Here is a 20,777-nt window from a genome sequence, read left to right on the forward strand (position 1 = left end):
GACGTGGGTGCGCCCCGGCCGCTGAGGCGGTGCCGGGGCGCGCTCATTCTGTGGCTACCAGGCTATGGCTACCACGTGATGGCTACCAGGCTGTGCGTGCCTTGTTCGCCTTGTCCTCCGACGGGAGCAGGAGCCACAGGGCTATGTAGAGCAGGAACTGCGGGCCCGGGAGCAGGCAGGAGATCAGGAAGATCACGCGCATCGTCGTCGCGGAGGTGCCGAAGCGTCGCGCCAGCGCGGCGCACACTCCGCCGATCATGCGGCCGTGGGTGGGTCGGGCGAGCGCGGTCATGGTGTGGCTCCTTCGCGAGCATGGGCCGAAGGCCCCTGGTGGGCCTTCCGAGTGGTTGCCTCATCTGACATCCACGCTAGGGCGACGAAGCGGGCAAAGCGTCGCTCTACGGGGCTATCCCGACCCTGGGAATCGTCGGGGTCCGACCCTGAGAGGGCTCCTCCTGGGGGACCGTCGGCCGGTGTGCGCGCCGGGACCTGCGGCGGAGCCAGACGCGGGCGGCGGGGACGACCGTCGCGTGCGCGAGGGCCACGCCGACCGTGTTCAGGAGCAGTGAGTCGACGTCCACGACCTGGCCCGGGACGCCGGTCTGCAGCAGCTCGATGCCCAGGGAGACCAGGGCGCCGGCGGCGACCGTGCGGACCAGGGAGCCGAGCGGGGAGGTGTGGAGCCTGCCGTGGGCCATCGGGATCAGGACGCCGAGCGGGGCGAGCAGGGCGAGGCCGTCGAGGAGGCTGCGGGCGGCCTCCTGCCAGCCCAGGGCCAGGTCGGCTCTTATCCCGGCGAACGGCCGTAGGTTGGCCGGCATCACCCAGGGGACGTCCAGGGGGCGCAGTGTCAGCCAGGCGACGAACGCGAGGTGTGCGACCAGGAGGACACCCCCCGTCGCACGGATGCGGATCGCGGCGCTGCCGCCGATGGAGCCTTGACGCTGCACGCCCCCCTAGACGCGCCCCCCGGCGGGATCGGTTCCGGGACACGCCTGGGTGGGGTGAGGCGTCCGCCACACGGGCCTCCGGCGGTGGGGTGGGGATGCCTGCGGCGGCCTTTGCGGGCCGGGGGGGGACAGGGGGTTTCGCCCCCGCCGCCCCTACCCTTCCCGTCCTTCTGGGGCTCCGCCCCAGACCCCGCTCCTCAAACGCCGGAGGGGCTGGTTTTTCCTGGGGCGACTGAAATGCGCGGCGCAGTCACCCGCCCGAAACGTCGCTCGCCGGAGGCTCGTTGCTGCCCGGTCTCGTGCGGACCTCGTCCGTGCACTCGTAGCGGCGTGGGGGCGCGGCGGTCGGGCCGCCCAGGATGACCGAGCCGTCGCCCTCGGCGGCCGTCGAGTCCGAGAACGTGCAGACGATCTGGGCGAGGGCGTACGACGTGAGGTCGCCCGGCGGGGTGCTCAGGCGCAGTGTCTCGTCGGGGTCGTCACGACGGGGGCCGCTCACGCTCATGGCGCCGCGGACGTCCGTGGTGTAGCCGGCCTGCTTCTCGTCGGGCGACGGGGTTTCCTCCAGCTCGTCCAGCAGGCCCTGGGCGACCAGCACGCGGCGCTCGGAGTCCGCCGTGCCGTCCGGGACCCGTACGGTCCGCTCCACGGCCACCAGTTGCGAGCCGCACAGGAGGAACACCTGGACCGGCAGGCCGCGCGAGGCCTGCGTCGAGACGTCCGGCTCGGAGAGCGAGCAGTGCACGCGCGAAGGGGCCGGGCCGAAGTCGGTCGGGACCTCCGTGGCCCGTATGCCGCACCCGGTGAGGAGGGCGGCGGTGAGCACGGAGAGCGTCAGCAGGCGGCGTACGGGAACGCCCGTCGAGTCGCGCACGTCCATCAGGCGTCCCCCTTCTTCGCGTCGTCGGCGTCCTTGCCGTTGCCCTCGGTGCCGTTCGTCTGCTCGGCCAGCTCCGACGCGTCCCGGGGCAGCCGCAGGGTGAACACGGCGCCGCCCTCGGAGGAGTTGGCGGCGGTGATCTCGCCGCCGTGGATGTGGGCGTTCTCCAGGGCGATGGACAGGCCGAGGCCGCTGCCCTCGGAGCGGGGGCGGGAGGCGCTGGCCTTGTAGAAGCGGTCGAAGACGTGCGGGAGGACGTCCTCGGGGATGCCGGGGCCGTGGTCCCGGACCTCGATGACGACGGAGTCGTCCGCCGCGCGGACCGCGACACGCACCGGCGAGCCGCCGTGCTTGAGCGCGTTGCCGATGAGGTTGGCCATGATGACGTCCAGGCGGCGCGGGTCCAGGCGGGCCATGAGCCCGCGCTCGGCGTCCAGGTCGACCGCGTCCAGCCAGGCGCGGGCGTCGATGCAGGCGGTGATCTGGTCGACGACGTCGACGTTGTCCAGGACCAGGCGGGCCGTGCCCGCGTCGAAGCGGGTGACCTCCATGAGGTTCTCGACGAGGTCGTTCAGGCGGCGCGTCTCGCTGACGACGAGCCGTACGGCCGGTTCGATCATCGGGTCCATGGACCCGGACTCCGCCTCCAGCTCCTCCTCCAGTACCTCCGTCACGGCGGTGATCGCGGTGAGGGGCGTACGGAGCTCGTGGGACATGTCCGCGACGAACCGGCGGGACGCCTCGTCACGTGCGGCCATGTCGTCGACCCGCTTCTCCAGCGCCTCGGCGGCGTTGTTGAACGTCCGGGAGAGGTCGGCCAGTTCGTCCGTGCCGGAGACACGCAGGCGGGTGTCCAGCCTGCCCTCGCCGAGGCGGCGGGCGGCGACGCCGAGGCGCTGCACCGGCTTCAGTACGGTCGTGGCGGCGGCCTGCGCGAGCAGCGCGGAGCCGATCAGCGCGAGGCCCGTGGCGATGCCGAGCGACCAGGCCAGGGAGTTGAGGTCCTTGGCCTCCTGCTCCAGGGACTTGAGCATGTAGCCGGTCGGACCGCCGCCGTTCACCCGCGTACCGGCGATCAGGTACGGGGTGTCGTCCTCCACGATGCGCTGCCAGTACAGGTGGTACTCGGACTTGCCGCCGGAGTTGGCCTCCTGCTTCTCGTTCACCGCCGTACGCAGCGACTTGGGCACGTCCGTGAGCGTGAAGCCGTCCAGGCCGCCGGAGCTGCTGTAGACCGGTTTGCCGTCGGCGTCCTGGGCGACCAGCAGGACGGAGAAGCGCTGGCTGCTGTTGGCCATCTGGCCGGCGGTGTGCTGCAGTTCGTCCTGCGTCGGCTGCTGGGGCAGCAGGCCCGCGCGGTTCTGCATCTCCTGCTCGAAGTCGCGCAGCACCGCGTCCTGCGTGCGCCTGAGCACCGCCTCGCGGTTGAGCCAGTAGGCGATCCCGGACGCGGACACGGCGGCCGTGAGCGCCACCAGACCGAAGACGACCACGAGCCGCAGCCGCAGACTGGTGAACCGCAGCCGTGACCACACTCCCTTACGAGCCGCGAACCAGCCGCGGAACCCCCCTTGCGCGTCGGTCACTGAGGTGTGTCCAGCCGGTAGCCGACACCACGGACCGTACGGATCAGCGTGGGGGAGGACGGTACGTCCTCGACCTTCGCGCGCAGGCGCTGGACGCAGGCGTCCACGAGGCGCGAGTCGCCGAGGTAGTCGTGCTCCCAGACCAGGCGCAGCAGCTGCTGGCGGGACAGGGCCTGGCCCGGCCGGCGGCTCAGTTCGAGCAGCAGGCGCAGCTCGGTCGGGGTGAGCTGGAGGTCCTCGCCGTTCTTCGTCACGGTCATCGCCGCGCGGTCGATGACCAGGCTGCCGAAGGTCGCCGCGTCGTTCGACTCCCGCTCCCCGCGCCGCAGCACGGCCCGGATGCGGGCGTCGAGGACCCGCCCCTGCACGGGTTTGACGACGTAGTCGTCCGCGCCGGACTCCAGTCCGACCACGACGTCGATGTCGTCGCTGCGCGCGGTCAGCAGGATGATCGGCAGCTGGTCGGTGCGCCGGATGCGGCGGCACACCTCGAAGCCGTCGATGCCGGGCAGCATCACATCCAGCACGATCAGGTCCGGCCGCTGCTCACGCAGCAGTTTCAGACCGTCCTCGCCCGTGGCAGCGGTGGCCACGCGGTGTCCCTGGCGCGTCAGTGAGAGCTCCAGGGCCGTGCGGATGGCGTCGTCGTCCTCGATCAGCAACAGGGAAGGCACGGGGCTCATTCTGGCCCATGCGGGGGTGGTCTTTCGACACCTGTACGAGCTGTACGCCTACGCGCACGTAGCGCTCATGTCTGTGGTCGTGCTGTCCCGCGCCTGGGGGCGTCCTCTGACACAGGCCGCTGTGACAGGTCTGTGACAGTCGGCGGACACGGCGATGAAGGTGCCCGGGCAAGCTTTTCGGCACAGGCAGAACAGCAAGCCGCACCACAGCAAGACGAACGACCAGAACACCGGAAGTCCACGACGGGGGGCGCGAGATGAACACGCTGCACGGCACCAGCAACAGCGCAGTGATCACGCGTCTGCACGACGTGAACGGGGGCCGGGGTTCGGAGAAGTCCGGTGCCGTGAGCGGGCGGGGGTGCGCTCGCGGCACCGGGCGTCAGCACACCGCGTACATGACGGTGGTTGACGGTTTCACGGGGGAACCGCACGGGGGAACCGCGTACAGGGAGGACTCGGGGGAGCGTCGCCGCTCGCTGTCGGAGGCGGAGTTCACCGCCTACGTCCAGGAGCGTCGCGCCTCCCTGTACGCCACCGCCTACCACCTGACCGGTGACCGCTTCGAGGCCGAGGACCTGCTGCAGAGCGCGCTGTTCTCGACGTACAAGGCCTGGGACCGGATCAGCGACAAGGCCGCGGTCGGCGGATACCTCCGCCGCACCATGACGAACCTGCACATCAGCGCGTGGCGCCGCCGCAAGCTGAACGAGTACCCGACCGAGGAACTGCCGGAGACGCCCGGCGACACGGACGCGATGCGCGGCACCGAACTGCGCGCGGTCCTGTGGCAGGCGCTCGCCCGGCTCCCCGAGCTCCAGCGCACGATGCTGGTCCTCCGTTACTACGAGGGCCGCACCGACCCGGAGATCGCGGAGATCCTCGACATCAGTGTCGGCACGGTGAAGTCCAGCATCTGGCGCTCCCTGCGCCGGCTGCGTGAGGACGAGGTCCTCAGCTTCGGCCGTGACGAGGAGGACGCCTTCGGGGAGCTTGTCGCCTGAAGGTTGTGGGGGGCCGCTCGGGGGAGCGGTGGCAAGTGGGGGGGGGACCCACGGGGGCCGGGGGGCCCACGGGGGTTCCAACGGGGAGGAACGGGGGGTGCTCCACCACGGGGGACGCGGGGGAGCACAACGTGAGCGGGGCTGGAGGGCCGGGGGGTCCGTCCAGTCCCGCTTCGCTGTGCGGTCAGCGGGCAGCCATGGGAGCCGCCTCGGCGGGGCTGTCACCGACGGCGATGGCCTCGGTGGGATCGACCCCCTCGATCGCGTAGGCGCCGGTCGTGCTCTCGGGGATGCCGACCCCCGGGTCGTTCGGGGTGTCGTCGCACTCCGCGACCGTGGCGGTGCCCAGCCGCTCGCCGACGGTGAAGTCGGACTTCTCGGTGGGCAGGTAGTCGCGGTCGTCGTAGGTCACCAGGCCCGAGCACAAGGCTTCGCTGCTCGCGCCCGCGCAACCGGCCGCCGCCAGTATCGCGACCGTCACGAGCAGAGCTGCACCCTTCATCGTCGTCCTTTCCGTCGCAAGATCTCAGGCCTACGACGGAGAAGGCGCCCAAGCCGTTCAGCTCGCCGACGTCGAAGCCGCCGGGCACCGGCCCGCCGCGGCCGCGGTGAGGCGGCCCAGGGCCTCGTCCCGGTCGCAGGCGTAGGCGCCCAGTGCCGTCTGGCGGGCGATGATCGACCGCTCCAGGCGCATCAGGCGCCAGCCGCGGCGGAGCAGGAACGGGACCGACTTGCGGCCCTCCTTCAGGTCGCGGAGGAAGCGGCGGCGGAACGTCTTGACCGGGCCGCGGCTCAGGCACAGCGCGTCGGCCAGCACCCCGAGTTCCCGGCAGCGGGTCACGATCTCGGCCGCGAAGATGCCCTCCGCGATGTACAGGGGGGTCCGCCCGATCTCGACGCTCTCCGCGCCGGTGCGGGCGCTGAGCGAGATGTCGTACAGCGGGACGTTCGTACGGCCCGTGCGGCACAGCTCCACGATCGCCGCCACGGCCGTGTCGGCGTCCCACGAGTCGGGGTGGTCCCAGTCGATGTCGGAGCTCCCGGGGACCTGCGGCAGGGTCGGGTCGTCGCCCTCTTTGTAGAAGTCGTCGAGCCGCAGTACCGGAAGACCGGAGCGGGCGGCGAGGAGGGACTTGCCGGAGCCGGAGGGGCCGCAGAGCAGCACGACTCGCGTCGGTATGGGCGGTTGGGAACTCACGGGACACCAGTGTGAGGCATGGACCTGCCGGGGGACGACCCGGCGTACCGAGTTTGAAGCGTGCATCACACCTCAACCACACCTCGCGTTCACCTGGCTACCTTGCGCGGCGGGAACGGCAGAGAGCCGCGCCTCCCCTGGACGGAGGGGAAGCGCGGCTCTCCGGTCTCGGTGCTCGCCGGTCCGGTTCTCAGTACGACGAGCCGGACGCGCCCAGGGAGCCCGTCGGGTGCCAGACCGTCTTCGTCTCCAGGAACGCCGTCATGCGGTCGATGCCCGGGGTCTCGGTCCAGTTGTCCACAGGCTGTGGACGAAGGACGCGCTTGAGATTGTCCGCCGCGGCGATCTCCAGCTCCTTCGCCAGGACGTCGTCGGCGCCGGCCAGATCGATCGCGTTGACGTCCTGGTGCGCGGCGAGCGGCGTCGCGATCTCCGCCGTACGGCCGGACAGGACGTTGACCACGCCGCCCGGCAGGTCGGACGTGGCCAGGACCTCGCCGAGGGACAGGGCGGGCAGCGGGGACCTCTCGGACGCCACCACGATCGCCGTGTTGCCCGTGGCGATCACCGGAGCCACCACCGAGACCAGGCCCAGGAACGACGACTCCTGCGGGGCCACGACGGCCACCACACCCGTCGGCTCGGGGGAGGAGAGGTTGAAGTACGGGCCCGCGACCGGGTTTCCGCCGCCGACCACCTGGGCGATCTTGTCGGTCCAGCCCGCGTACCAGACCCAGCGGTCGATCGCCGCGTCGACCTGCGCCGCCGCCTTCGACTTCGACAGGCCCTCGGCGTCGGCGACCTCGCGGACGTACTGCTCGCGGCGGCCCTCCAGCATCTCGGCGATGCGGTAGAGGATCTGGCCGCGGTTGTACGCCGTCGCGCCGGACCACGCCCCGAACGCCTTGCGGGCCGCGACCACCGCGTCACGGGCGTCCTTGCGGGACGAAAGAGGCACGTTCGCCAGCCAGTTGCCCTTCGAGTCGCTCACCTCGTACACCCGGCCGCTCTCGGAACGCGGGAACTTCCCGCCGACGTACAGCTTGTAGGTCTTGAAGACGGAGAGCCGCTCGGCGCGCTCGGTCTTGTCGTTCTTGTCAGACATCGAGGTACGCCTCCAGGCCGTGGCGGCCGCCCTCGCGGCCGAAGCCCGACTCCTTGTAGCCGCCGAACGGCGAGGTCGGGTCGAACTTGTTGAACGTGTTGGACCAGACGACGCCCGCGCGGAGCTTGTTCGCGACCGCGAGGATCCGCGACCCCTTCTCCGTCCAGATGCCCGCCGACAGGCCGTACGGGGTGTTGTTGGCCTTGGCGACGGCCTCGTCCGGCGTACGGAAGGTCAGGACCGACAGCACCGGGCCGAAGATCTCGTCGCGGGCGATCCGGTGCGCCTGGGTGACGTTCGTGAAGAGCGTCGGGGCGAACCAGTAGCCGGAGGTCGGGATCTCGCAGGCCGGGGACCAGCGCTCGGCGCCCTCCGCCTCGCCCTGCTCGACGAGCGAGGTGATGCGGGTGAGCTGCTCCTCGGAGTTGATCGCGCCGATGTCGGTGTTCTTGTCCAGCGGGTCGCCGAGGCGGAGCGTGGACAGCCTGCGCTTGAGGGAGTCCAGCAGCTCGTCCTGGATCGACTCCTGGACCAGCAGCCGGCTGCCCGCGCAGCAGACCTGGCCCTGGTTGAAGAAGATCCCGTTGACGATCCCCTCCACCGCCTGGTCGATCGGGGCGTCGTCGAAGACGATGTTGGCGCCCTTGCCGCCGAGCTCCAGGGTGAGCTTCTTGCGGCTGCCTGCGACGGTCCGGGCGATCTCCTTGCCGACGGCCGTGGAGCCGGTGAAGGCGACCTTGTTCACGTCCGGGTGGGCCACGAGCGCGGCGCCCGTGTCGCCGTATCCCGGAAGGATGTTGACGACGCCCTTGGGCAGGCCCGCCTGGCGGCAGATGTCGGCGAAGAAGAGCGCGGACAGGGGGGTCGTCTCGGCGGGCTTGAGCACCACCGTGTTGCCGGTGGCGAGCGCGGGGGCGATCTTCCAGGCCAGCATCAGCAGCGGGAAGTTCCACGGGATGACCTGGCCGGCCACACCCAGCGGCTTCGGCGACGGGCCGAAGCCGGCGTGGTCGAGCTTGTCGGCCCAGCCCGCGTAGTAGAAGAAGTGCGCGGCGACCAGCGGGAGGTCCGCGTCGCGGGTCTCCTTGATCGGCTTGCCGTTGTCCAGGGTCTCCAGGACGGCCAGCTCCCGGCTGCGCTCCTGGATGATCCGGGCGATGCGGAACAGGTACTTCGCGCGCTCGGAGCCCGGCAGCGCCGACCACTTCTCGAAGGCCTTGCGGGCGGCCTTCACGGCGCGGTCCACGTCCGCCTCGCCGGCCTGGGCGATCTCGGAGAGGACCTCCTCGGTGGACGGCGAGACGGTCTTGAAGACCTTGCCGTCGGCGGCCTCGGTGAACTCGCCGTCGATGAACAGGCCGTACGAGGGCGCGATGTCGACGACTCCGCGGGACTCGGGGGCCGGTGCGTATTCGAATACCGATGCCATGGTGATCAGTCCACCGTCACGTAGTCGGGGCCGGAGTAGCGGCCGGTGGCCAGCTTCTGACGCTGCATCAGCAGATCGTTCAGGAGCGAGGAGGCGCCGAAGCGGAACCAGTGGTTGTCCAGCCAGTCCTCGCCGACGGTCTCGTTGACCAGGACGAGGAACTTGACGGCGTCCTTGGTCGTCCTGATCCCGCCGGCCGGCTTCACGCCGACCTGGATGCCGGTCTGGGCGCGGAAGTCCCGCACCGCTTCCAGCATAAGGAGCGTGTTCGCGGGGGTGGCGTTGACGGCGACCTTGCCGGTGGACGTCTTGATGAAGTCGGCGCCCGCCAGCATGCCGAGCCAGCTCGCCCGCCGGATGTTGTCGTACGTCGACAGCTCGCCGGTCTCGAAGATGACCTTGAGCCGGGCGCTCGTCCCGCAGGCCTCCTTCACGGCGACGATCTCGTCGTACACCTTCATGTAGTTCCCCGCGAGGAACGCCCCGCGGTCGATGACCATGTCGACCTCGTCCGCACCCGCCGAGACGGCGTCCCGGACATCGGCCAGCTTCACGGCGAGGGCGGCGCGGCCGGCCGGGAAGGCGGTGGCGACGGAGGCGACCTTCACGCCGGACCCGGCGACGGCCTCCTTGGCGGTGGCCACCATGTCCGGGTAGACGCAGACGGCCGCGGTCGCCGGGGTCGTACGGTCGGTGGGGTCGGGGTGGACCGCCTTGGCGCCGAGCGCCCGGACCTTGCCCGGGGTGTCCGCGCCTTCCAGCGTCGTCAGGTCGACCATCGAGATGGCGAGGTCGATGGCGTACGCCTTGGCGGTCGTCTTGATGGAACGGGTACCGAGCGACGCGGCGCGCGCCTCCAGGCCGACCGCGTCGACGCCGGGCAGCCCGTGAAGGAAGCGGCGCAGCGTGCTGTCGGACGCGGTGACGTCCGAGAGGGTGTGTGCTGCGGTAGATGCATTGGTGGGCATGGTCACCAGACGAGCATATCTACGCGCGTAGCGGCTGTACACCCCAGGGGGATGGATCTGTGTTGAGCAACGGATCCACATGACGCCGGGCAGCCGTCCCGCCCAAAGGGGCGCGGGGCTGTGTTGAATGTGCGGCTACCGCCGCGTGGGCGCGACCAGCCCACCACAACCCGCACCCGCGTACGAAGCAATCCCCCCACGGCGAGTGGGAGCCCCGCCAAGCCGCCGGCAGGCATGCGGCACAATCGGGCCCATGACGACGCCCGAGCCCCAGCCCTCCACCCCGGACCCCGTATCGAGGGACCGGATCTACCGCTCACCCATGGGCATCGTCGGCGGAGTCCTCCTCCTGGCCGTCGTGCTCTGGCTCGGCATCGACGCCCTGGTACGCGGCGAGGGCCGCACCCAGTGGCTCGCGCTCGCGGCACTGATCCTCATCGTGCCGCTCGTGTCCGCGTACACCGTGCGCCCCGCCGTCTACGCCAACGAGGAGCGACTGCGCATCCGCAACCCGCTCCGCATCATCGTGCTGCCCTGGGGACAGATCGCCTCGCTGCGGTCCGGCTACACGAACGAGGCCATCGCCAAGTCCGGCACCAAGTTCCAGCTCTGGGCGATCCCGGTCTCGCTGCGGGCCCGCAAGAAGGCGGCGCGCCGGTCGGTCTGGGAGGCCGCGGAGCGGAACGCCGCCGAGCGGGGTGAGCGGGGTGGCCGCGGGGGCGGTGGAACGGGGGCCGGAGGGTTCGGCTTCGGGACGTCGCGGGCGGCCTTCGACGCCGACGGACCGGCGCGCGCCGAGGCCGACAAGATCATCGACGAGCTGCGGGACCTCCTGGCGCACCGGGAGAACGAGGAGTCCGCGCAGGGCGAGGTGACCGTGCGGTGGGCCTACGAGGTGGTGGCACCGGCGATCACGGGTGCCGTGCTGCTGCTGATCCTGCTGCTCATGCCCTGACGGGCCGGCCCGCCAGGCCTTCCGAGGACTCTCCCACCCGAATACCGGACCGAGGAGCACAACCACCCCCGCGGTCCGATCGTCTGGCATTCGATGAGTACGCATCCTCGGCAGCCCCTTGCGCTGCCCCCCTCCGCCATACCCGACGGCTGTCTTCCCTGGGACGGTGAACAGGCCCGGCGCTGGATCGGTGCCCTGCCGCCTCGATACACGCCGTTGCGGCTGCGGGCGTCCGCCGTCGTGGCCGTCGTGCCGGCCGCCGGGATCCTCGCCGGTGCCCTGGCACTTCACGCCGGGCTGCCGGGGTGGGTCGCCGCGTTCGTCGCCCTGCAGGTCGTCTGGGTGGCGGTACGACCCGAGGCCGCACGGCTGACGGCGCCCGCCCTCGTCGTTGTCGTGCTGTTCCAGCAAGTCGCCCTGGCGTGGGCGGTGGGCCTGGCCGCCGTCCTCGTGCTGCTGTGGCTGTCCGCCGTGCTGCGGCTCCTCGCGCGGGGCCGGCAGCGGGTGGCGGCCGGCGCTGCCGCGGGAGGCGTGACCAGCGCCCTGCCGGTCGGTGACGCACCGCTGCAGCGCGGGAAGTTCCTCGCCCGGCTCGGGGTCGTACCGCTCGTGGCCGGTGCCGTACTGGTCGCCACCTCCGGCGGGTGGGAGCTCGCCGACGACCGGCGGACCGCCCTGGCCGTCGGCTGGTTCGTCGTCGGTCTCGGCGTCACCGTCCTGGCGTCCGCCGCGCTCGGCCGGTGGCGTGCCGCCGGGCTGCGCCGGGAGCCCGTGCCCGTGCTGCGGGTGCTGATGCGGGTGAACACCGACGTGGACGCCGAGGTGTACGCCGCCGACGACCTGGAGGCGGTACGGCCGCTGTTCACTGTCGCGACGTCGGAGCTCGACGAGGACGACGAGGATGACGACGACGAACGCGAGGACGAAGAGGGCGAGGACAGCGAGGACGAAGACCACGACGAACCCGACGACGCGGAGATCCAGGAACTCCTCGACCGCCTCGACACCGACGAGCCCGGCCCCCTCCGCGAAGCCGTCCTCCACGGTCTGCCCTACGACGGTGCCGAGGTGCTGCTCGTCATCGCCGCGGCGGAACCCGACGAGCCGGCGGTCGTGGAGTGGTCCACCGGGCCCGTACGGCCGTTCTCCGAGGGTGCCGTCCGGCGTCGGCTCGCGCGGGAGAAGCGTGCGGTGGCGGACGAGGCGCGGCAGCGCGGCGCCGCCGAGGACGTCGCCGGGCGGCTGCGCGGGCAGGGGCATGTCGAGGTGCGGCGGTGGCGGGCCGGTTGGGCGGACTGGCTCTCGGTGGCGCTGGGGGCCGTATGGGTGGGTGTCCTGTTCGTGGCCGAGGGCGGGCTCTGGCGGTACGTCCTCGGTGCGCTGCTGGGACTCGGTATGGCTCTGATGGTGCCGCGCCAACTGGCGTGGAGCGTCACCGCCGACCGCGAGGGGCTGTGGTTCAACGGGCTGCGCAGGATCCGGCACATCGCGTGGGACGAGGTGCGGATCGTGGAGTCCAAGGGGCCGGAGCTGAAGATCGGCAGTCGCCGGAGCGTCTTCGGGGAGTGGTCGGTGGACACGCTCCGCTGGCGGTGGCTGGAGCGGAAGGCGGGCCTCGTCCACCCCTACGACCGGCTCGCCGCCGAGGTCACGGCGATGTGGCGCGACCCGGACACGCGGCCGGCCGCGGTGAGCGACGAGCGCCGGCGCGGGCGCCCGCTGTGGCCGCTCGCGGTGCTCATCGCGCTGGGCTGGACGGCGCTGGTGCTCTGGGTGTGACCGGGACGGTGCCCCCATGGGCGCCATGGGCCCCAGGTGCCGGTGAACCCGCCTGCGTCGGGCCTCAGGGCGCGGCCGGCCACACCAGCGTCATGTACGCGCCGCAGTACGCCGAGCCGGCGACCGCTGCCGCGAGGGCCAGCGCGCGGCAGCGGGGGGAGGCGCGGGACAGGTGCAGGGCGAGGGGGAGCAGGAGCGGGAAGGCGGGCAGGAGGAAGCGGGCGCGCGGGAAGTAGACACCGCCGCTGCCCAGGACGATCGCCAGCAGTACGGCCGTGAAGACCAGCAGCGGCACCGGCTGCCGGTCGCCCACCGACAGCCCGAACAGCACCACCGACGCGACCAGTGTGAACGTCACCAGCACCAGGAACAGGTCGGGCGTCGGGTCGTACGCCAGCAGGTGCCGCATCCGGCGCAGGGTCTCGCGTCCGCCGTCCCACTCGTTGTGCCACAGCCGCTGTACGGCGAAGTAGCCGTCCCAGCGGCCCACCCGCAGGCCCACCCAGCCGACGTATCCGCACCAGCCGAGCGGTGCGATCGCGGCGGCCGCGAGGGTACGCACGGAGAAGCGGCGGCGCAGTGCGAGCAGTGCCGCCACGGTGACCGCCGCCGCCACCGCGACGCCGGTCGGACGGGTCAGGCCCGCGAGCGCCGCGAGCCAGGCCGCGGTGAGCGGGCGGCCGGTGAGCACGGCGTACAGGGACCAGGCCGCGAGGGCCGTGAACAGGGACTCGGTGTAGCCCATCCACTGCACCAGCCCGACCGGGAGCGCGGCCCAGAGGACGGTGACGATGATCCCGACCCGGCGGCCGTAGAGCCGGTCGCCGACGGCGAAGACACCCCATGCGGCGACGACGGAGGCGACGACGGCGATGGCGAGGCCGGTGCTGGCGCGGGTGCCCGGCGTGAGGGCCGCGACCGCCTTGACCAGGACCGGGTAGAGCGGGAAGAAGGCGAGGTTGTTGGCGTCGTACGCGGTGCCGAGTTCGTGCGCGTACCCGTGGTCGGCGATACCGAGGTACCAGTCGGCGTCCCACTGCGTCGCCAGGATCGGCCAGACGCCGTGGTGCCGGCGGTGCGCCCAGACGGTGAGGAGCGCGAGGCCGGTGCCGCGTACGGCGAGGTAGGCGAGGAGGGCGGGCGCCGCGCGGTGCAGGGCGTGCAGGGGAGCGGGGAGAGCGCGCGGGGGTGACGGGCGCGGGGAGCCGGGGGTGGTGGTCGCTCGGGGTGTCGGCCGGGATGCGGTCGTGGACACGGCGGCGGCTCCAGGCGGCTCGGTGGTGCGTTCCCTTCCACCGTTGCCGGGGTGCCGGTGCCGGGCGTGGAGCTCAGGTCAACCGCCGTGAAGAAATCACCCGAGGGGGTGCCTCCGGATGAGGCACCCCCTTGAGAACCCTCCGAGAACCCTCAGATGCCTGCCGCCGCCGACAGATCCCGCTTGATCGTCGCCAGCAGGTCGGCCGCCTTGGCGCGGGCCGCCGGGAGACCGTCGTGCGTCCCGACCGGGACGACGACCTCCAGGTAGCACTTGAGCTTGGGCTCCGTGCCGCTGGGGCGGACGATGACGCGGGCGCCGTCGAGGGTGTAGCGCAGGCCGTCGGTGGGCGGGAGCGTCTCGGTGCCCTGGGTGAGGTCCTCGGCGCGGGTGATGGCCAGACCGGCGAGCTCGGTCGGCGGCTGCTCGCGCAGCTGCCGCATGGCGTCGGCGATGACCGACAGGTCCTGGACGCGGACCGAGAGCTGGTCGGTGGCGTGCAGGCCGTGCTCCACGGCGAGGTCGTCGAGCAGGTCGAGCAGCGTGCGGCCCTCGGCCTTGAGGACCGAGGCCAGCTCGGTGATCAGCAGCGCGGCGGTGATGCCGTCCTTGTCGCGCACGCCCTCGGGGTCGACGCAGTAGCCGAGGGCCTCCTCGTAGCCGTAGCGCAGGCCGTCGACGCGGGCGATCCACTTGAAGCCGGTGAGGGTTTCCTCGTACGGCAGCCCCGCCTTCTCGGCGATACGGCCGAGGAGGGAGGAGGAGACGATGGACTCGGCGAAGGTGCCCTGGGCTCCGCGGTTCACCAGGTGGGCGGCGAGCAGCGCGCCGACCTCGTCGCCGCGCAGCATCCGCCACGCGTCCCCGTCCCGCACGGCCACGGCGCAGCGGTCCGCGTCGGGGTCGTTGGCGATGACGAGGTCGGGGTCGGTCTCACGGGCCTTGGCGAAGGCGAGGTCCATCGCGCCGGGCTCTTCCGGGTTGGGGAAGGCGACGGTCGGGAAGTCCGGGTCGGGGTCGGCCTGCTCGGCGACCAGGGCGGGGGCGGGGAAGCCGGCGCGCTCGAAGGCGGCGAGGAGGACGTCCTTGCCGACGCCGTGCATCGCCGTGTAGACGGTGCGGGCGGTGCGGGGGGAGTCGGGGGCGAGGACCGCGTCGGTACGGGCGAGGTAGGCGTCGAGGACGCTGTCGTCGAGGGTCTCCCAGCCGGACTCCGGGCGGGGGACGGCCGTGAGCGACGGCACGGCGGCGATCTCCGCCGCGATGTCGATGTCCCCGGGCGGGACGATCTGGGAGCCGTCGCCCAGGTAGACCTTGTAGCCGTTGTCGCGGGGCGGATTGTGGCTGGCGGTGACCTCGACTCCGGCGGCGGCGCCGAGGTGCCTTATGGCGTAGGCCAGGACGGGGGTGGGGAGGGGGCGCGGGAGTACGGCCGCGCGGAGGCCGGCGCCGGTCATCACGGCGGCGGTGTCGCGGGCGAAGTCCGCCGACTTGTGGCGGGCGTCGTAGCCGATGACGACGAGGCCGTCGTCGTGGCCCTGCTTCTTGAGGTACGCGGCGAGTCCTGCCGCGGCGCGGATCACGACCGTGCGGTTCATCCGCATCGGCCCGGCGCCGATCTCCCCGCGCAGGCCCGCGGTGCCGAACTGGAGGGTGCCGCCGAAGCGGTCGGCGAGCTCGGTGACGTCCCCGGCGTCGATGAGCTTGGCGAGCTCGTCGCGGGTCTCCGGGTCGGGGTCCTCGGCGAGCCATGCCTGGGCCCGGGCGATGAGATCGTCGTGCACGTCGGTCAGCCTCTCGTTGTGTGTCGTTCGGAGCGGGTGGGTGCGGGCCCAGAGTGTTTCGCCCCCGCCGCCCCTACCCGTCCCGTCCTTCTGGGGCTCCGCCCCAGACCCCGCTCCTCAAACGCCGGAGGGGCTGATTCAGCCCGTCCGGCGTTTGAGGACGAGGCCCCTTAAGGGCCGAAGCGGGGGTCTGGGGGCCGCAGGCCCCCAGGGACGGGACGGGTAGGGGCGGCGGGGGCGAGAAAACGCCCTACAGCCGTCCCAGCACCTGCGCCAGCAGCGAACCCATCTGCGTCGCCGAGTCGCGTCCGGCCTGCAGGACCTCCTCGTGGTTGAGGGGCTCGCCCGTCATGCCGGCGGCGAGGTTCGTCACCAGCGAGATGCCCAGCACCTCGGCCCCCGCCTCACGCGCCGCGATCGCTTCGAGCACCGTCGACATGCCCACGAGGTCCGCACCGATCACCCGAGCCATCCGGATCTCCGCCGGCGTCTCGTAGTGCGGGCCGGGGAACTGGGCGTAGACGCCCTCCTCCAGCGTGGGGTCGATCTCCTTGCACAGGGCCCGCAGCCGCGGCGAGTACAGATCGGTGAGGTCGACGAAGTTCGCGCCGATGATCGGGGACGTCGCCGTGAGGTTGATGTGGTCGCTGATCAGGACCGGCTGGCCGGGGCGCATGCCCTCGCGCAGACCGCCGCAGCCGTTCGTGAGCACGATCGTCTTGCAGCCGGCCGCCACCGCCGTACGGACGCCGTGCGCCACGGCGGCCACACCGCGGCCCTCGTAGAAGTGCGTGCGGCCCAGGAACACGAGCGCGCGCTTGTTGCCGATCCGGTAGGAGCGGATCTTGCCACCGTGTCCTTCCACCGCCGGCGGGGGGAACCCGGGCAGCTCGGTGACCTGGAACTCGGCCTCGGGTGCGCCGAGGGCGTCCACGGCCGGAGCCCAGCCGGAGCCCATCACGAGGGCGACGTCGTGGGTCTCGGCGCCCGTGAGTTCGCGCAGGCGCGCGGCGGCGGCGTCGGCGGCCGCGTGAGGGTCGCCCTGGATGTCGTCCGGAAGAAGAGATGCGTTCACGCGACTGAGGGTAGCCGGTTCGGGCCTACGCGCGTAGATGACAGAGCTCACGGGATGGCGATCGTTGTCTTGTCGTTTCCAACGAAGAGTGTGACGGGAGGGGCGGGAGAGGCAGCGGGGGAGATGGGGTCGCTGGGCTGGGGCAGACGGGTCGAGGTCGGCGGGTCGAGATCGGCGCGCCTCAGCAGGGCCGCTTCCGCAGCTCCATCACATAGTCGTGCGGCGCCCCCGCCGACTCCGCCGCGTCCGCGACCTCGCCCAGGTAGCGGGCCGACGGCAGCCCGCCCTCGTACGCGTTCAGCACGTACACCCACGCCGGCTCCTCGCCCTCCAGCGTGTGCACCCGTACCCGGAGCCGGCGGTATATCCCGAGCCCGACGCCCTCCCAGCGGTCCAGGGACTCCTCGTCCATCGGGGCGATGTCGTACAGCGCGACGAAGACCTGCTCGTCCGGCTCCTCGACGAGCGTGGCCAGCGCGCCGTCCCAGCCGAGCTGCTCGCCCCCGAACGTCAGTCGCCACCCGTTCAGCCAGCCGGTGGCGCGCAGCGGCGAGTGCGGGGCGCGGCGGGTCATCAGCCGCGCGTCGAGATTGCCGGCGTACGCGGCGTAGAGCGACATGCAGAGAGGGTACGGCAGCCGAATCGCTCGCCCCTCCCGTAACAGTGGTGTCTCGGGCGGGCCCCCAGGCAGTACCACGCTGATGCGTGCGGGACAATGGAGTACGTGACTCGGATCGTGATCATCGGTGGCGGACCCGGCGGATACGAGGCGGCCCTGGTGGCCGCCCAGCTCGGCGCGGAGGTGACCGTCGTCGACTGCGACGGTCTGGGCGGGGCGTCGGTGCTCACCGACTGCGTGCCGTCGAAGACCCTTATCGCTACGGCCGAGGTGATGACCACCTTCGATTCGTCGTACGAGGAACTCGGCATCATCGTCGCCGACGACACCCCGCACATCGACACGCCCGCGCGCGTCGTGGGCGTCGACCTGGGCAAGGTCAACCGGCGTGTGAAGCGGCTCGCCCTCGCCCAGTCCCACGACATCACCGCCTCCGTCACCCGCGCCGGCGCCCGGGTTCTGCGCGGCCGCGGCCGGCTGGAGGGCATGCAGGGCCTCGACGGGTCCCGCAAGGTCGTCGTCCGGGCCGCCGACGGCACCGAGGAGACCCTCACCGCCGACGCCGTCCTGATCGCCACCGGCGGTCACCCGCGCGAGCTGCCCGACGCCCAGCCCGACGGCGAGCGCATCCTCAACTGGACCCAGGTCTACGACCTCAACGAGCTGCCCGAGGAGCTCATCGTGGTCGGCTCCGGTGTCACCGGTGCCGAGTTCGCCGGTGCCTACCAGGCGCTCGGTTCGCGGGTCACCCTCGTCTCGTCCCGGGACCGCGTGCTGCCGGGCGAGGACCCGGACGCCGCCGCCGTCCTGGAGGAGGTCTTCCGGCGCCGCGGCATGAACGTCATGGCCCGCTCGCGCGCCGCCGCCGCCAAGCGTGTCGGCGACCGGGTGGAGGTCACCCTCTCCGACGGCCGTGTCATCAGCGGCAGCCACTGCCTCATGGCGGTCGGCGCCATCCCGAACTCCGAGGGCATGGGCCTGGAGGAGGCCGGCGTCAAGCTGCGCGAGTCCGGGCACATCTGGACGGACAAGGTGTCGCGGACCACGGCCCCCGGTGTGTACGCCGCCGGTGACGTCACCGGTGTCTTCGCCCTCGCGTCGGTCGCGGCGATGCAGGGACGTATCGCCATGTACCACTTCCTCGGCGACGCGGTGGCCCCGCTGAACCTGAAGACCGTCTCCTCCAACGTCTTCACCGACCCCGAGATCGCCACCGTCGGCTACAGCCAGGCGGACGTGGACGCGGGCAAGATCGACGCCCGGGTCGTCAAGCTGCCGCTGCTGCGCAACCCGCGCGCCAAGATGCAGGGCATCCGGGACGGCTTCGTCAAGATCTTCTGCCGCCCGGGCACCGGCATCGTGGTCGGCGGTGTGGTCGTGTCGCCGCGCGCCTCGGAACTGATCCATCCGATCTCGATCGCGGTCGACAACAATCTGACGGTCGAACAGATCGCGAACGCCTTCACCGTGTACCCCTCCCTTTCGGGCTCGATCGCCGAGGTGGCACGGCAGTTGCACACACGGAAGTCCGGCGGCGAGCTCTAGGCGAGGCGCCGGCGGCCGGAAACAACTCCTCGCTGGTCACGGGGAGTTGTCGAGCATGCGTACGGCATAGGCGGCGGGACTAGGCCCTATACCACTTCTCGCCCTTGCGTGCGAACAACTTCTGTTATTCGGCGCAAACTGCTGAAACCAGACGGTCGTTGGGGTTACTGTCAGTTTCGTGTTCGCTGCAGAACGTCGCCAATTGATCCTCGAAATGGTGCGAGCGAACGGGGCCGTGTCGCTCCGTGAGCTCGCCCGCGTCGTCCAGACCTCCGAAGTGACCGTACGGCGGGACGTGCGCGCACTGGAGGCAGAAGGACTCCTCGACCGCCGGCATGGCGGTGCGGTATTGCCGGGCGGGTTCACGCGGGAGTCCGGCTTTCCGCAGAAGTCACATCTCGCGACCGCCGAGAAGACGGCCATCGCCGACCTCGCCGCGAACTTCGTGGAAGAGGGCGAGGCGATCGTCGTCGGGGCGGGGACCACCACGCAGGAGCTGGCCCGTCGGCTCGCCCGCGTCCCCGGTCTGACCGTCGTCACCAACTCCCTGCTGGTGGCGCAGGCGTTGGCCCATGCCAACCGGGTCGAGGTCGTGATGACCGGCGGTACGCTCCGCGGCTCGAACTACGCCCTGGTCGGCAGCGGTGCCGAGCAGTCCCTGCAGGGGCTGCGGGTGTCGCGGGCCTTCCTCTCCGGGAGCGGCCTCACCGCCGAACGTGGCCTGTCCACGTCCAATATGCTCTCGGCGTCCGTCGACCGGGCCCTCGTCCAGGCGGCCGCGGAGGTCGTCGTCCTCGCCGATCACACCAAGCTCGGTACGGACACGATGTTCCAGACGGTGCCCACGGATGTCATCACGCGGCTGGTCACCGACGAGCCGCCGGGCCATGACGACCGTGCCCACACCGAGCTGCAGGCTCTCGCCGACCAGGGGGTGCAGATCGCGGTGGCGGGCGCGAGCGGGAACCCGGGGGGTGACGAGGTCCCCGCCCGGCGTCAGCAGCGGCCTGCGCTGCCGGGGCCTCGGCGGGGGCCGGCCGCGGCTTCCACCGGCGCGGGGCTGAGGGCGGCCTCGGTGCTGGGGGATTCCGGGGCGGAGCGGGAGCGGGCTCGCGTCGCGGATTTGCGGCGGCGGTAGTCTGCCGACGGCTTGGCCGGGCGCCGCTTCGCCGTAGGGCTCTGTGTCCATGGGCGGGTGTGGGTGGTCTGTGGCTGGTCGCGCCCCGCGGCGGAGCCGCAAATCGATACAGCCCCGCGCCCCTTCAGGCCGGCTGCCGCTCAGCCTGCTTTCAAGCCCCGCAACGTCAGCATCAGCAACCGGTCAGCCAGCTCCGGATCCCCCGGTGTCTCCTCCGCCGCCAGCGCGATCCCGTGCGTGAGTTGGAGGAGGTCGCCGATCGCCACGTCCGGGCGGACCGACCCGGCCTCCTGCGCCCGTGCCAGCAGTGCCCCGCCCGCCTCGCGGATCGGGCCGCTGCAGCGGGCCAGGGCCGAGGTGTTGTCGTACGAGACGGACATCAGGGATCTGGCCAGGCCGCGGTACTCGCCCGCGTGGGTGACCATCTCGCGCAGCCACGTCACCAGGGCCGCACAGGGCTCGGGGGCGTGCAGGAGTTCGCGGGAGCGGGTCAGCAGGCCGGCGGCCGCGTCCTCGAAGACGGCGCTCAACAGGGCGTCACGGTTGGGGAAGTGGCGGTAGAGGGTGCCGATGCCGACGCCCGCCCGACGGGCCACGTCCTCCAGGGAGGCGTCGGTGCCGTGCTCGGAGAAGGCGGAGCGGGCCTCGGTGAGCAGGCGCTCGTGGTTACGGCGGGCGTCGGATCGCATGGCACGCGGCTGGGCCGGCGTCGCCGCCGCGTCCTCGTGCTCCGCAGCCTCACGTGAGGTCGCGCCCACCATGGCTCCCACCTGCCTTCTCTCGCGCCCTCGGCGTGCCTCCAGGATGCCACCCGGACGAAAACG

At 71.8% G+C, this 20,777-nt stretch carries 20 protein-coding genes; 5 read left to right on the plus strand and 15 right to left on the minus strand.

The window, feature by feature from the left end; all coding sequences use genetic code 11:
- Window positions 1-82: 82 nt before the first annotated feature.
- The 5 genes from ABD932_RS25390 to afsQ1 form a co-directional block, all read right to left on the minus strand.
- Window positions 83-292, minus strand: coding sequence for a PspC domain-containing protein (locus tag ABD932_RS25390; RefSeq protein WP_126394478.1), 210 nt, complete (start codon window positions 290-292; stop codon window positions 83-85).
- Between the two features lie 106 nt (window positions 293-398).
- Window positions 399-950: a VanZ family protein gene (locus ABD932_RS25395; RefSeq protein WP_345015824.1), complete on the minus strand. Its 552-nt coding sequence runs from the start codon at window positions 948-950 to the stop codon at window positions 399-401.
- A 250-nt stretch (window positions 951-1,200) separates the two neighbouring features.
- On the minus strand, window positions 1,201-1,830 hold the full coding sequence (locus tag ABD932_RS25400) for a hypothetical protein (protein ID WP_345015825.1): 630 nt from the start codon (window positions 1,828-1,830) through the stop codon (window positions 1,201-1,203).
- Entirely contained in the window at window positions 1,830-3,416 is a 1,587-nt protein-coding gene (locus tag ABD932_RS25405) for an ATP-binding protein (protein WP_345015826.1), read from the minus strand. The genes ABD932_RS25400 and ABD932_RS25405 overlap by 1 nt, the downstream gene beginning before the upstream one ends.
- Window positions 3,413-4,090, minus strand: coding sequence for a two-component system response regulator AfsQ1 (gene afsQ1 / locus ABD932_RS25410; RefSeq protein WP_067017699.1), 678 nt, complete (start codon window positions 4,088-4,090; stop codon window positions 3,413-3,415). Before afsQ1 ends, ABD932_RS25405 begins: the two co-directional genes overlap by 4 nt.
- Before the next feature lie 266 nt (window positions 4,091-4,356).
- Here afsQ1 and ABD932_RS25415 point away from each other — a divergent pair, with 266 nt between their 5' ends.
- Window positions 4,357-5,103 carry a SigE family RNA polymerase sigma factor gene (locus ABD932_RS25415; protein WP_345015827.1) on the plus strand — a complete coding sequence of 249 codons (747 nt, stop codon included), beginning with the start codon at window positions 4,357-4,359 and terminating at the stop codon, window positions 5,101-5,103.
- 184 nt (window positions 5,104-5,287) lie between these two features.
- On the opposite strand, the gene ABD932_RS25420 is transcribed toward ABD932_RS25415, so the two are convergent.
- From ABD932_RS25420 to deoC, 5 genes are all read right to left on the minus strand, one after another.
- Window positions 5,288-5,605 carry a DUF6281 family protein gene (locus ABD932_RS25420; protein WP_345015828.1) on the minus strand — a complete coding sequence of 106 codons (318 nt, stop codon included), beginning with the start codon at window positions 5,603-5,605 and terminating at the stop codon, window positions 5,288-5,290.
- Between the two features lie 57 nt (window positions 5,606-5,662).
- Window positions 5,663-6,301 (minus strand): uridine kinase family protein, encoded by a 639-nt coding sequence (locus ABD932_RS25425; protein WP_345015829.1) that lies wholly within the window; start codon window positions 6,299-6,301, stop codon window positions 5,663-5,665.
- 190 nt (window positions 6,302-6,491) lie between these two features.
- Window positions 6,492-7,406, minus strand: coding sequence for an aldehyde dehydrogenase family protein (locus ABD932_RS25430; protein ID WP_345015830.1), 915 nt, complete (start codon window positions 7,404-7,406; stop codon window positions 6,492-6,494).
- Window positions 7,399-8,835, minus strand: coding sequence for an aldehyde dehydrogenase family protein (locus ABD932_RS25435; protein WP_345015831.1), 1,437 nt, complete (start codon window positions 8,833-8,835; stop codon window positions 7,399-7,401). Before ABD932_RS25435 ends, ABD932_RS25430 begins: the two co-directional genes overlap by 8 nt.
- 5 nt (window positions 8,836-8,840) lie before the next feature.
- Window positions 8,841-9,809 carry a deoxyribose-phosphate aldolase gene (gene deoC, locus ABD932_RS25440; protein WP_425587512.1) on the minus strand — a complete coding sequence of 323 codons (969 nt, stop codon included), beginning with the start codon at window positions 9,807-9,809 and terminating at the stop codon, window positions 8,841-8,843.
- 247 nt (window positions 9,810-10,056) lie between these two features.
- On the opposite strand from deoC, the gene ABD932_RS25445 reads away from it, so the two are divergent.
- Window positions 10,057-10,758, plus strand: a complete 702-nt coding sequence (locus ABD932_RS25445; RefSeq protein ID WP_345015832.1) for a PH domain-containing protein — start codon at window positions 10,057-10,059, stop codon at window positions 10,756-10,758.
- Window positions 10,759-10,851: 93 nt separating this feature from the next.
- A complete protein-coding gene (locus ABD932_RS25450) occupies window positions 10,852-12,537 on the plus strand; it encodes a hypothetical protein (protein WP_345015834.1) in 1,686 nt (561 codons plus the stop codon).
- Window positions 12,538-12,601: 64 nt separating this feature from the next.
- Here the strand turns inward: ABD932_RS25450 and ABD932_RS25455 are convergent, their stop codons facing one another.
- The 4 genes from ABD932_RS25455 to ABD932_RS25470 form a co-directional block, all read right to left on the minus strand.
- Window positions 12,602-13,792 carry a hypothetical protein gene (locus ABD932_RS25455; protein WP_345015835.1) on the minus strand — a complete coding sequence of 397 codons (1,191 nt, stop codon included), beginning with the start codon at window positions 13,790-13,792 and terminating at the stop codon, window positions 12,602-12,604.
- A 152-nt stretch (window positions 13,793-13,944) separates the two neighbouring features.
- Entirely contained in the window at window positions 13,945-15,576 is a 1,632-nt protein-coding gene (locus ABD932_RS25460) for a phospho-sugar mutase (RefSeq protein WP_345015836.1), read from the minus strand.
- A gap of 250 nt (window positions 15,577-15,826) precedes the next feature.
- Window positions 15,827-16,651, minus strand: a complete 825-nt coding sequence (locus ABD932_RS25465) for a purine-nucleoside phosphorylase (protein WP_126394500.1) — start codon at window positions 16,649-16,651, stop codon at window positions 15,827-15,829.
- A gap of 181 nt (window positions 16,652-16,832) precedes the next feature.
- Window positions 16,833-17,270 (minus strand): gamma-glutamylcyclotransferase family protein, encoded by a 438-nt coding sequence (locus ABD932_RS25470; protein ID WP_126394501.1) that lies wholly within the window; start codon window positions 17,268-17,270, stop codon window positions 16,833-16,835.
- A gap of 96 nt (window positions 17,271-17,366) precedes the next feature.
- Here ABD932_RS25470 and ABD932_RS25475 point away from each other — a divergent pair, with 96 nt between their 5' ends.
- The gene (locus ABD932_RS25475; protein ID WP_126394503.1) at window positions 17,367-18,815 is read left to right on the plus strand and encodes an NAD(P)H-quinone dehydrogenase; all 1,449 of its coding nucleotides are present in this window, start codon (window positions 17,367-17,369) and stop codon (window positions 18,813-18,815) included.
- Window positions 18,816-19,017: 202 nt separating this feature from the next.
- On the plus strand, window positions 19,018-19,953 hold the full coding sequence (locus tag ABD932_RS25480; RefSeq protein WP_345016401.1) for a DeoR/GlpR family DNA-binding transcription regulator: 936 nt from the start codon (window positions 19,018-19,020) through the stop codon (window positions 19,951-19,953).
- A gap of 140 nt (window positions 19,954-20,093) precedes the next feature.
- On the opposite strand, the gene ABD932_RS25485 is transcribed toward ABD932_RS25480, so the two are convergent.
- The gene (locus ABD932_RS25485) at window positions 20,094-20,642 is read right to left on the minus strand and encodes a TetR/AcrR family transcriptional regulator (RefSeq protein ID WP_345016403.1); all 549 of its coding nucleotides are present in this window, start codon (window positions 20,640-20,642) and stop codon (window positions 20,094-20,096) included.
- Window positions 20,643-20,777: the final 135 nt, after the last annotated feature.

The sequence above is a fragment of the Streptomyces shaanxiensis genome (genome assembly GCF_039537145.1).
In the GTDB taxonomy this organism is placed as follows: Bacteria; Actinomycetota; Actinomycetes; order Streptomycetales; family Streptomycetaceae; genus Streptomyces; species Streptomyces shaanxiensis.